We start from the raw sequence: 13,157 nt of genomic DNA, 5'->3' as shown, positions 1-13,157 counted from the left end.
CACGGTGACGGTGAACCCAACCCCGGCTAACGCGTCCATCACCGGCATCCTGTACAGCACTACGGGCCGGATCGTTACCGGAATTACTGTAGGGATTCAAGACCTGAACGGCGTCTTCATGGGCTCGTCTGTAACCGATCAGAACGGCCGGTACACGATCTCGAGCCTGCTGCCGGTAACCGCCGTAGTCTATGTGGCGAACAGCACGCGGACGCTCGTCTCCGCACAAGTGCAGCTGGTTAATGGGCAACAGGTCGTGCAAGACCTGACTTTCCCGGAGGTGGCGACCATCTCGCTGACGGCGAATCCGAAGAGCCTGGTCGGCGATGGCAAAGCAACAAGCTTGCTGACGTCCACTATTCTGGATAAAGTGACTCACCAGCCGGTGGCAGCGGTTCCGGTGAAGTTCGGGGCGGAGGCAGGCACCCTCTCAATCGCAACAACAACGACCAACGGTTCGGGAGTGGCGACAAGCACCTTAACCGCTCCTGCCATTCAAGGGATCCAGTCGGTAAACAAGACGATGGAGATTGTAGTCCGTGACCTGGAATCCGGAATCTTCGCCGAGCAGGTCATGACGGTCACGTTGATGCCGGCTACTGTGGAAGGGATCGTAACGGTCAGTGGGCAGCCGGTTGCTGGCGCCCAAGTAACGATTTCGGAGGACCTCGGACCGCCGATTGGGCTCTATACGGTTACGGTGACGACAGGACCGGACGGCAAATATAGCTTGGTCGTGCCGATGGGCGATCGGAACTACACATTGAAGATCAAAGCTCCGATTGTAGTGGAAGGGCAGTCCGTAACTTTGGAATTCGAGCAGAAAGCGACGGTAGGCGCGCTTGGGAACGGGGAAGCCGTAGCCGCCATCAACCAAATCAGCGGCAAGCTGTATGTCAAAGGGCATGTTCAGCAAAACATCGACAACATCTTTAGCAGCGCCAACACGATGGTGGGACGTATTTTTAACGATCAAGGGCAAGAGATTCTCGACAAGCCGGTCCTGATTGAGCCGGACGGCCGATTCAAGGTAGAGCAGCTGCTGCCGGGTACGTACCGACTGCTGTTCCAGCTCACCGTCAACGGACAGAAAATGGCTGGCATCTGGAAGACGGTTACGATCTCAGCGGACGGTCAGATTGAGATTGAGACCGGGCTCATCGACCCTTACGGCATTGTGCGGGATTTCGTCACCAATGCGCCGATCGAGGGCATCGATATGCAGCTGTACTGGGCCGATACCCAATTGAACCGAGATAAGGGCCGGGTGCCGGACACGATCGTCCAACTGCCGATACTGGCCGATTTCGCGCCGAATCAGAACAAGAACCCGCAATTCACAACCGCTATCGGGGAATATGCGTGGATGGTTTACGCCGACGGAGATTACTATCTGAAGGGCACCAAAACGGCCTACTACAATTATGACAGCCGGGAGGAAGGCCGGACCGTGCCGGTCGCTCCAGGAGAAGACAGCTATATTACAAACGGAATCATTCATGTGGGCAGTTCGATTGTGGAGTACGATTTTTATATGAAGCCTCATACTCCGTTGACCGATCAAATCGTTCTCAGGAGCCTGTCCAATACCAACACCACGATCAATCTGGGATGGAATACGGTAGCCGGGGCAGTTTACTACAACGTGTACGGCGACGGCCAATATTTGGGCACCGTAACCTCGGTCACCTATTCGGTGTATGGGCTGACGAGCGGACAGACGTATCAATACCACGTCATCGCTTATAACGATCTGGGGCCGTCCAATCAGTCGAACGTCGTGTCCGTCACGACAGCGGCTGCACCGATGGTCTTGAACGTAGGGATCAGCGGCGTGCCGGAGGTGGGCCGGACATTGACGGGCAGCTACACCTACCAGGATGTCAACAACGATCCGGAGGGAAGCACCGTATTCAAGTGGTATAGAGCCGATGATGGTTCCGGCACCGGCCGAGTTCCGATCTCCGGCGCACTGGGCAAAACGTATGTGGTCCAGGATGAGGACATTGGCAAATATATCAGCTTCGAAGTCACGCCGGTGGCGGCTAGCGGTACTCCGAGCATCGGCACGTCTGCGCAGAGCGTGTACGTAGGGCCGGTAGCGGACTCGCTGGAAGGCATCAACGACGACATCAAGAATGCGCTCAAAAACTTGAAGGTCGGCTTCTCCGATACGGATATATGGGAAAGCGTGACGAAGCAAGTATTCCTGGTGAAGGACGGCAGCAACCACACATTGGTCGGCTGGACGTCGAGCCATGAAGCGGTCATCAAGATTGCGGAAGCGGCGAACGATTACGGTTCGAACGAGCCGAGGAAGTTCACGGCGAATATCAACCGCCAGCCAACGGACGTCAGCGTGATTCTGACCGCAACCGTGTCGAAGGCCAATGGAACGCCTCTTAGCCGCACGTTCTTGCTGATCGTGAAGAGCAACGCTGTCCTGGAGCAGAAAGTAACGGAAGCCCGGAACGACAGCAGTGTCATTGTGGACGGTCAAGAGGTTCAGGCCCAAATTACGCGGACCACATTGTCGAACGGCAAGCAAATCGACAAGCTGATTGTATCTCCCGCTTCGATGAGTGAGCTGGTGCAGACGAATTCGCAATCAGGCGTGTTGAATGTGAACTTCAATGATAAGCCTAACAACAATCTGTCCGAGCGGGCGGATGAACTGGCGGTCGAGATTCCCGTGACCGCATTGGAGAATGTCGGTGGCGCCACGTCATTGCAAGTATCGACGCCGGAAGGCTCGGTAGGGATCAGCGCGAGTGTGCTGTCGACAATCGTCGATGCCGGCTTCGACCTGTTCTTCCGAATCGTGCCGATCCGGGATGCGGCGGAGCAACAAACCGTCGTGACGCAGACCAAGCAGGATATCGCCGCAATGAGGGCGGCGAACAATGCCGTCATTCTCGATATCCCGCGCGAGATTGAAACGAACTACACCGGGTTCGAGACGGAGATCACGCTGCCGCTGACGTACTTGACGATTCCGACCGACCCGACGGAGCGCCAGAAGTTTGTGGAATCGATTCGCGTGCTCATCCAACACACCGACGGCACGAAAGAAGTGGTCGGAGGCAGCGGGAATACGCCGAGCGAAATCGTGTATGCCAACGGCCGACCGGTCGGCTTCAAATTCAAAATTACTAAATTCAGTACCTTTACCTTCTTCCGCGAGGCGGATGTGGCGGTTGCGGCACCGGTCCTGACACTTCCGCAAGTGGAAGTGCAGCCGACCGCTTCGGAAGCGAATCCCGCGGCAGGGACCATTCAGATTTCGTTGAACAACAAGGCCCAATATATGGATCCTCAAGCTTTGACGGTTCTGGTGGGCGGCAAGCCGGTTGCGATTGCGAAAGCGGAGCTGAGCGACACCAACAAGCTGATCATTCATCTGAAGGAACCTGTGGCTCCAGGTTACTTGATCGAGGTACAATATGACGCAGCCAAGGCTCAGGCGCAGAATCAATCGCTTTCCTTGCCGACGTTCAACCTGAAGTTCAACAACGGCGGCATTCATATGAAATACATCAATGGGTATCCGGACGGCATGTTCAAGCCGGACAATGCCGTTACTCGAGCCGAGGTAGCCGCTATGCTGGCCCGCTTGCTGGGCAAAGGCGACGTGAAGCAGCCGGCTGGCTCCTACACCGATGTGAGCGGCAGCCACTGGGCGAGCTCGAGCATAGAGGTGATGAAGCAGACCGGCATCATGCAGGGCTACGAGGCCGGGGAGTTCAAGCCGGAGCAGCGTATCACGCGAGCGGAATTCGCCGCTGTCGTTCTACGCTTCCTGAATCAGAGTGTCAGGCCGTCGGCCAACTACTCGTTCCAGGATACGGCGGGCCACTGGGCGCGCAATGAGATCGAAAGCATGAAGCAGCAAGGCTACATGATCGGCGAAGGCGCGCTGTTCCATCCGGATCGGAACCTGAGCCGGAACGAAGCGGTGACGACGCTGAACCGTGTGCTGGGTCGCGGTCCGCTGACAGGCGACTTCGATCCGAGCTGGCCGGATGTGCCCAAGTCGAATTGGGGCTATGGCCAAGTGGAAGAGGCTTCCCGTACTCATGAATTTACACGCATTAGCGACACCGAGGAATTGATGGTGAGGTTTATCAATTAAGAATTTTGTAACAAAGGCCGCCCACGGGCAATGTCATTAAGTTAAGCTCAAAGACAAGACCGGGGAACAAATGAAATCGGAACGGCATGGGAAAAAGCCCTATGCCGTTTGTTTTTTTTTGGTGCAAACAAGGGAAAAAGCGTATAGCAAACAAAGCGGATGGAAGATCCGCTTAAAAAAATGTTCAATGTGAACTGAGTTATGCTACTCTGTAGACGAAGCTAACAGCTGATTACCAGCGGATGTTGTGCGCGTTCTTCTGCCCTGGGCGAATGGGTCGAACCGGCACAATATTTTTGCGAATCTGCGCTTGTCTGTAATCGGAGAACGGTCAACCATAGCGCCAGTGCCCTTCCCTCGTTGCACACCTTCGCGGCTGAACAAGGGCATCCACATAGAGTCTATTGCAGAGGTCGTAGGCAACGTTCAAATGCAGAAGATGTCTGTGTCCGCATAAGGTGCGGGTGCCGCTGTCATTTCTCGTATGAGGGATGTCAGCGTTTATTTTAGCGAATTCGCGTACTCATTCATGGGTGTAATCTCCTCGTTTTTCAAAGGGGTTCGCCACATATTTCCATCTACTTGTCAAGACCAATTTCTATTTTCGCGCAAAAAAAGAGCGGGCTATCTGTTCGATAACCTGCTCTTTTTTCCTGATTTTTGGCCCTGTGCCTTAACTTAATGACATTGCTTGATTAGGGTGGCTTTTTTGACTGTATATTGTGTGATAGCTTTACAGTTGTTATCACTGCGATAAGGCGCTGACCTCGACCTGGAAAGCGTAGATAGACTGGGTACCTTTCTTAATTTCACTATCCCCAATCCATTTTCCAGTTACAACCGCATTTCCTGGCTTAAAGCTGAAGTTACCGGATAAAATGACATATTCTCCGTTAAGCGAAACTACTGCAGTATTCCCATCGGCCGTTAAGATTTGACAGGTGAAGCGGACTTTTGTGTTGCGGTAGTTTCTTAAGTTGTTTAAGGAAATCTCGATATAGTCAGGTTTGATGCGGGTAAAATTGTATCTGCCGCCTTGGTATTCATAGTAGGATTGCTGCCCAGGCCCGTCTATCGTATTGTCTACCAGCAGCACACCTGGACGCTCTACCTGATAGCGGTCAGCCTGGACATCCCATATTTTTCGAAGCGCATTACCCTGCAGCTCATAGGCGAGATATCGATGTTGCCTGCTGCCGGAAGCCCCGTCGACCAGCACCAGGGGCTGTCCTTGAGCGCTAAGCGCTTGAGCTAAGGTGAGGCTTTTTACTGTAATTCCTTCATCAAGTACGCCTTCGCTGTAGCCCACGGTCCCGTCTCCGAACAATCGCGCTAAACCTATTGTGTTCTTATCCAGGCCTAGGACCACGGATTGAGCCCCGGCTTGCGATTGGAAACTTGCAGTCGAATTGAAGCTCCGGCCTGGAGCAGCCCGTAGGAGCAAGCGAGCCGGATCGGCTTCCATGGCGCGAACCTCTGCATTCCGAATTCGGGGGGCAGTATCCGTGTAGGTACCTAGCTTGGTCAGAATTCCAATCCCTTGATCAAACTGACCGGCTGCAACAGCCTGATCGGCTTGTTTGATCCATACACTGATTGCTTTAGCAATAACCCCAGGGACATTTACCAGGATAGGTGCCCAATCCGGACTCGATTGGAATGCTTGAGCCATCGCGATATATTCCACAATCTTATTCTGGTCAAACAGCTGTTGAAGCTGATCCTTTGCATAGTCTTCAGTTCTGGTGGCGATTAGAGGAAAGCTTAACCCCGAATCGGCGTAAATTTTATTGATACGGGCTGTCTCGGCTAATGCATCGGCGAAGCCCTTCTCCTTGAGCACAGCATTCAGCCTAGCATTTTCATAGGATTCCAATAGAGCGAGATCCTCGGCAGCTTGCTTGGGGTCGTTTTTGGCGATTGCGTTGTGGAGCAGCAGCAACTCCTTCAAGTTCTGCTCCTCGGCAAAAGCTTTCTTATTCAATTGGCTCTGTAAGCCTTTAGTGACTCTTTTGTAATGGTCTGACAAAGTGGCTGTGAACCGTTCATTTATTTCATAGTAAACAATAGCCTCCTGGAAGATCAGGGTGGACGAATCCCCCTTGGCCGAGTATTCACCAATCAACTGATTGTACTTCGCGAATACGTCGAGCATTTCCGCAACACGTTCTTCATCGTCCGAGACCCGGAGCTCCTCCTCCACTTGCTTCAGCATGTCTATAATCTGGGACACCGGCTGCAGCTGGACTAGCAATTCCTCGATTTCCTTGGTCTTATATTGCAGGGAGGTGTTGGCAGCCGCCTTGCGAAAGCCCTCCTCAGCAAGGACCAGCCGCCCCAATTCCAAGTCGTTGACTGCTTGGTGATATTTTTGGATGCGTAACGAGCTCATATAGGTTTTATAGACAACGGCAACAAGTGCGACCGCAACCAAAAGATACAAGATTCGGTGGTACCATAAGGAACGGTTGTAAGATAGAAGCATACATCAGCCAATCCTTTCTAGAGCAAGCCTTGAAATTCAGGGTCATATTCGTATTTCAACTTAACCGCTTGCTTGGCCCTGGCTGTTAATTCCGGATAAGTCTCAGCCTGCGGGGATAGGAGCTTGCACAACCGCAGCAGGGAGTCACGATGCAAATCCGCTGTGAATTCGAGCACAAAACCATTGTATGGCTTCAAATAACCTTTCACTAAGAGCACGGCGGCGGCTACATGAACTAATAGCTCCTTTCCCCTGTCTAGCGATTGAATCTGATCTTTATGCCGGAGTACATAGTCCACGACCTGCCGGTTGACCAGATCGGGCTGAAGCTTGCAGACATCAAGCATATAGACGGCAAAACCCTCGTCGAATCCGGCTGGGAGGAGGCTCGCTAATTCCAGCTCCATATCACGTCTTAAAATAAAGTTCCGCATGGACGACAGCTTGTGTTGACGAATCGAGTTGTTGTCGATAAGCAAGCTAATTTCTCTCAGCTTCTCGTAGCCTTCTTTGTGCCTGTTCTCTGAAATATCGTGAAGGGCTTCCTGAAACTCCCGGTCAAGGCCGAAACGAACGGCATGGGAATTAGCCAAGAGAATCTTCTGCAGTCTGAAGTGCTCTACATCCGCTTCATATTTGCGAGCCAGCCAATAGTATAGCGGCAAGGCTAGTAGACCGGCCGTAAAGGAAGCAATTAACTCGGTCAAGGTTCGGGAGAAGATGATAGCGGTGGCAGCAAGTATAGCTATGCAAGCTATGTTCACTCTCCTCATGCGGCGATTGACAATGCGGACCGTATCCTTCAACCGGAGAAAGGTACCCTTGCGCCGGCAAGTCAGACAATGCTCGCTCCATAAAGTGGAGAAGGAACCGCAACGGCGGCAAGTGCGCAGCCGCTCAAATTTGTATCGATGGCGCGGGCTCTTCCGAAATTGTACGGCAATCTTACTCATTGGCGTCACCATGGTTAATTTTTTGAATGAACAGCGTGTCCAATTGGGAGTTCTGGATGTTCTTTTTGCGAAGGCTTAGTAGAAAATAAATATGCCCTGCCAGGATGGCGGCAAGTACAAGCAGCGTGAATATTGTGACGGTCATTTGGCAAACTCCCATTCTAGTTAGAAGAAATAGAAAATAGAAGAGAATTGTAGAATTATATGGAATTTTCGGGGACGTGCAGTTACTATATAACTATAAATACTGTGTCTATTTTACTATTATTTTCTTAATTCTACCATAGAGTTACTAGGATATTGGATGCACAATTCATAACTACATTACTGGAGGCCTACTTGCGGTGGAAGTGACACGTAAATCAAGAGTATTGTTGGCTGCGCTTTTGCTCTGTTGGATGATTTCTTTTTCCTCAAATGCACGAGCTGCGGAAGTCGGATTAACCAAGATTGATGCGGTTCTGGCTCTAGATGTTAGCACGTCCATGAATGAGAGCGATGTGAATAAGGTCGGCAACGAAGCGATGAAGATGTTCATCGATTTGGCTGCAATAGAAGGGGATCGAATCGGGGTTGTTGCTTACACCGATCAGATTATTCGCGAAAAAGCGCTAATCAAGCTGAACGGCCCCCAGTCCAAGGAAGAGCTGAAAAGTTTCATCGACCAACTCGCTCGAGGCCCATATACGGATGTGGCCGTGGGTGTCAGTGAAGCGTTGAAAATATTGGAATCGAATGGGTTTGAAAAAGGACGAGTCCCCATGATTGTGCTCTTCACCGATGGGAATAACTCGCTTGGCCAAGGCAGTACGCAGCAGCAATCCGACGATGTATTGAATCAGGCGTTGACTCGCGCTCAAGAAAAAGGGGTGCCGATCTATACGATCGGGTTGAATGCCGACGGCAACTTGAATTATAACGCATTGAAGCGGATCTCCGATCAAACCGGGGGGAAATCATTTGCAACAAGCAGCGCGGATGATCTTCCCCGGATATTGAGCGAGATTTATGCGAGCCACCTGAAGCTTAAGGTAGCTCCGTTACCTAGCTTGGTTGCGTCAGGCGATTATCAGGATGTGAAGGTGAGCATCCCGAATGCGAGTGTGATTGAGGCGAATATCTCCATGGTTTCGAGTGGAGCGGTTGAAGTGAAAGTGTTTGATCCCCCCGGGCGGGAGCAAAGCTTGAGCGGCTCCCCGAACCTAGTGTTCTCGTCTTCCAAGTCATATTCCCTGCTGAAGCTGATTAAGCCCGCACAAGGGGAATGGCTGCTTAAAGTAAAAGGGGTCAATCAGAAGCAGATCGATATCAACCTTGTCTATAATTACGACCTGCAGTTGCAAATGAACAGTTTGTCCTCCTCCAACTTTAAGCCGGGCGATACGGTCAATGTGAAGGCTCAATTAATGGCAAATAATCAACCGGTCAGCGACGCAAGTCTTTTCCAAAACCTAAAAGCAACTTTAGTAGCCAAGGATCTGGACACGAAACAGGTGCAAGAATTCCCGATGAAGGGGAGTGTCCAAGGAATTGAAGGGTCTTTCCAAGTGAAGGAGGCCCATGAGTACGAGCTTCAGACGAAGGTCGAAGATGCTAATTTCTTGCGTGAGTCCGAAGTGGTCAAGATCAGCGCCAAACCGGCGGCAGCGATACTAACGGCTACGCCGACGACCGCGCCGGCCGCTACTCCGGTTCCCTCGCCGGTTCAACCGCTGGCGCAAACGAATGACTCCGGAACGCCTTGGTTGCTGTACCTTATTATCGCCGCTGGAATCCTGTTGACCGCCTTGCTCGCCCTGCTGGGCTTGCGGTTCTGGAAAAAAGCGAATCGTGGGTTCGTAGGGCAGATTGTTCTGGAGATCAAAGATGAGGACACCGGTGACAGGACCAGTCCTCAATACAAGCGCTTGGGAACATTCCAAGGCCGATTCCAGCTTCATCAGCTGCTGAACCTCCAGCCCGAATATGCGGAAACGAAAGACATGGTCTTCCGCCCGGGCAACGGGGATACGCTGTTGATGAAGAACCAATCCCAATGCGTCGTGGAAAAAGGCGGGCGTGTAGTCGATGCCGCGAACGGATTGGAGATCCGCATCAATGACCGAGTGCGAGTACTATTGAAGCAGTCCAATAAGTCCATTTCACTTGAATATCTACGCTAGGGGGCCAACATTAGATGAAACCAATCGTCCGAGAGCATATTCAACAGCTGGATGTATCCAAAGGCGGAGGGATTGTAAGCGAGAAGATCCGTGTAGACACCATTGACAATCCGATGCTCGTCATTGGTCTAGGGGGCACCGGCATCGACGCCCTCCTGCGTGTTAAGTACCAAATCAACCGGAGGTTCAAGCTGCCGGAGGACCCCGTATCGAAGAAGAAGCGGGAGAAGCCGGACAACATTGAGTTCGTAGCCTTCGAGACGAATGAACATGATCGGAACAAGAAATATAACGGAATCGGCCTTGACCCGCTAACCGAATTCGTATTGCTGTCGAATGCTGAAATTGGGAGCGTGCTGCAAAACCGCAGTCAACTCGAACCTTACATTCGGGAATGGCTATCCCCGGAACTTATTATCTCGGACGGGATCAACGGCGCCTCCGGCGTACGCCAGGCAGGGCGACTGTTGCTGTTCACTAAGATTATTCAAGTCGTGCAGACGATTGAACGTAAAATCAAAACACTCACCACGGGTACGAACAAGAAGCTTCTTGTTTTTCTTCTGACTGGACTGACAGGCGGTACCGGAAGCGGCTGTTTCCTGGACATCGCTTATATCGTCCGAGGGTTGATGGAGAGGGAGCATGGGGGTGCGGGAATCGATAAAGTTAATTTGCTCGGCTACTTGTTTACTCCGGATGTGAACTTGGCGAATAAAAGCATTTCGGAGCATACCCGCGAGTACATCAAGAAGAACGGCTATGCAGCGCTGAAAGAGCTTGACTATTGGATGAACGCCGATGAACGGGGAGAGCGCTTCAAACAGCAGTATGGCAGCATCCTGAACGTAAACTCGGCCTTGCCGCCGTTCAATCTGGCGCATCTCGTTTCGGCTACGAATTTGGATGGTAAGCTGCTCGAAAACTCCTACGATTACTGCATGAATGTAACCGCAGAGAATATAGTCAACTTCATGACCAGCGAAGAAAAACAATCCGGGGAAGAATTCGCGATCCACGACTATATAAGCAACATAAGCATTAACATCAAGAATATGAAACGATACTTCTCGGCCAATTACCAATACAACATTCTTGGCGCTTCTTCGGCAGTTCTTCCGATCGAGGAAATGACCACCTTCTTGGCTTACAAGGTGTTCAAGCATATGGAGAAAATGTTCCAGTCGGCGCCGACTAAAGAAGATGTCGAGAAGCTGGCGAATCGGATGGGATTCGATCCGGACACGCTTCATCGGGAGATGAATCGAGGGGTACCTGAGCGCCCCTTGGAGGGCCATCAGCATAGTGACCGGCTGAGCTATAAGAATGTCATACGGAATCAGTCCGTGAGCATAGACACTGAGCTGGAGCAGAACTTCTTATCGCGCGCCCGCGAGGAATACATCAAGTCGCGGAAGCAGTTCCCGAATGCGGTCCGGGAGCAGTTCATCGAGCAGATGCAGAAAATTTTCAAGAATCCGCTGCAAGGTCCGTTTTATGCGAGTCGAATGATTTTCACGGATAAGGGTTATTGCCTGTTGCAGTTAATCTCCTCCTATATTGAATCGTTGAAGGAGCGAATGTACCGGATTCCGCGAGATATCGAGAGTGCGAGAGATGTGGCCGCCCAGAAGCGAAACGAGGCCGCCAACGCCTTCATCTCCAGAGATCGCAAGAAGGATGCGTACGTAGAAGCCAAAATTCAGGAATACCTGCTTCATGCAGATCGGGAACGGATGCAGCAGATGATCGAATTCTACGAAGAATTGCATCAGATCATCCTCGACGAGAATTCCAGGCTTTACGAGGTATTCACGGAGTTGCTGAACGAGTTGAACAAAATTTTTCATAGAAATGCCGACATCCTGGTCAACGGGGAAGAAGAGGTAGACTATCGCGGCAACCGCACCTATTACTGGAATGTGGTCAATGTTCCGGATGTGGCGAAGATGATCGGACAAGTGCTGGAGGAGAAGAACGTAGATCAGCTGATTCGAGATTTCACGGATGCGTTGATCGAGCATTCTAACCATTGGGTGCGCGAGCAGGAAGTCGATATTATTGGTTCCATATCGGAGTTCCTCTCGGAACATTTCGGCGGACTCATCACCCGCTCCATGGAAGACTATTTGACGATCAAATATGGCAACGAACATGCCTTGGACAAAATTGTTGAACAGAAGATTGCCAGCCGTCTGTATGACGAAGCCAGACCTGTGTTTCATCTAAGCAACAGCATGGGCAATTACCACTTTCCGTCATATGGAATCGTTTCGGTTCCCGTGCATGCTCCCAATATTTATAAGGGAATTAAAAGCTTCAAAGAATTATCGATCTCAAACAGCAAATTTGAACTCAAAGAAAGCCAAGTGAAAAACCGGATCTTCTGGTTGAACACGCAGAATGGCATCCCGCTTTACTTGTACACGCCGCTCAAGCTGTATGAGGAAAGCTACGAGCGTACCATCCTGGAGCCGGAAGGAATCGGACGTCACTTGGTCCAAACCGAGAAGAACAACTGGACTTATTTGCCTTCCCCAATTCCGGAGAAATCATGGGGGGATTTGTATCACAACGAACGGGTCAAGAAAAACAATCATTCGATCCGGCAGTTGTTTACGGAGGCCCTGTCGTTCGGCTGCATTCGGGAGAAGTCGACGGATAACGCAGCAACTAGCCGGTTTGAGTGTGTACTAACAGGTGCATTCTCTTTGGACTCCGTCCTGGCCGGCTATCAGATGCAATTGAATACAGAGCGTCCCAATTTTACTGAGGTTAGACGCTGCCTGGGCGATCTTAAGGCGCTGCTCGAGCGGGGGCTGCCAAGTCCCGAAAGCAAAGATATTTTCGGGAGTGTGAATGAGGAGACGGCTAGGGAAAACTTGATTCGTTATCCAGGACAAACCCGTTTGGTACGCGAGGAAGTTGCGAAATATCAGGCTATCCGCGGCAAGATTCAAGAGCTGGACAATGTGATGGAGGGCTTCGTTAGCGAAGAGAAGGTCCATAAGCAGTTCATTGAGGCGATGTACACCGAAACCATCCGCAAAAAAGGGGTGCTGTACGTCTATGACGCTGAGGGGGACGAAGAGCCATGGGATGCGTTCCTGAATTTGATGCAAGTGAACCGATTCGTAGAGTATGAGATCTATACCAAAGTGATGCAGCTGGACCAGAAGAAAAACGCCTTGCTTGATCGCAAAGTGTCCCGGCGGGTACAGCAAGTGACCGCCTCGTCCAATATAGAGCCGCTCCTGCTGACATTGAGGGAAATGGCGGCCTCATTCGGAGATTCCAGATCCAAGCTAGAATTCGAGAGATCCGATTGGGTCAACGGGGAAGAGATGTATCGCTTCTACCGAACTGTCGGCAACAAAATAAACGACATTATCAAAGGGCTGTCTTAAGACAGCCCAGTCTTATAG

At 51.3% G+C, this 13,157-nt stretch carries 6 protein-coding genes; 3 read left to right on the top strand and 3 right to left on the bottom strand.

Going from position 1 to position 13,157, the window contains the following annotated elements; genetic code table 11:
- Nucleotides 1-4,132, top strand: a 4,132-nt coding sequence (locus PKO02S_RS09125; RefSeq protein ID WP_174819893.1) for an S-layer homology domain-containing protein, incomplete at its 5' end; no start/stop codon positions are given.
- A gap of 745 nt (nucleotides 4,133-4,877) precedes the next feature.
- On the opposite strand, the gene PKO02S_RS09120 is transcribed toward PKO02S_RS09125, so the two are convergent.
- From PKO02S_RS09120 to PKO02S_RS32295, 3 genes are read right to left on the bottom strand one after another with little or no spacing between them, the layout of a single operon-like run.
- A complete protein-coding gene (locus PKO02S_RS09120; protein WP_127581434.1) occupies nucleotides 4,878-6,617 on the bottom strand; it encodes a hypothetical protein in 1,740 nt (579 codons plus the stop codon).
- Nucleotides 6,618-6,634: 17 nt separating this feature from the next.
- Complete coding sequence (locus PKO02S_RS09115; protein WP_127581431.1) at nucleotides 6,635-7,570, bottom strand: hypothetical protein; 936 nt, start codon at nucleotides 7,568-7,570, stop codon at nucleotides 6,635-6,637.
- A complete protein-coding gene (locus PKO02S_RS32295) occupies nucleotides 7,563-7,715 on the bottom strand; it encodes a hypothetical protein (protein WP_164821357.1) in 153 nt (50 codons plus the stop codon). Before PKO02S_RS32295 ends, PKO02S_RS09115 begins: the two co-directional genes overlap by 8 nt.
- A 253-nt stretch (nucleotides 7,716-7,968) precedes the next feature.
- Here PKO02S_RS32295 and PKO02S_RS09110 point away from each other — a divergent pair, with 253 nt between their 5' ends.
- Together PKO02S_RS09110 and PKO02S_RS09105 are read left to right on the top strand one after the other, a co-directional pair.
- Nucleotides 7,969-9,732 carry a VWA domain-containing protein gene (locus PKO02S_RS09110; RefSeq protein ID WP_127581454.1) on the top strand — a complete coding sequence of 588 codons (1,764 nt, stop codon included), beginning with the start codon at nucleotides 7,969-7,971 and terminating at the stop codon, nucleotides 9,730-9,732.
- A 14-nt stretch (nucleotides 9,733-9,746) separates the two neighbouring features.
- The gene (locus PKO02S_RS09105; protein WP_127581426.1) at nucleotides 9,747-13,139 is read left to right on the top strand and encodes a tubulin-like doman-containing protein; all 3,393 of its coding nucleotides are present in this window, start codon (nucleotides 9,747-9,749) and stop codon (nucleotides 13,137-13,139) included.
- Nucleotides 13,140-13,157 lie beyond the last annotated feature (18 nt).

The organism is Paenibacillus koleovorans NBRC 103111, from assembly GCF_004000845.1.
Classification (GTDB): domain Bacteria; phylum Bacillota; class Bacilli; order Paenibacillales; family NBRC-103111; genus Paenibacillus_AA; species Paenibacillus_AA koleovorans.
The sequence above is the reverse complement of the archived record's forward strand: the minus strand, read 5'-3'. Positions and strand labels throughout refer to the sequence as shown.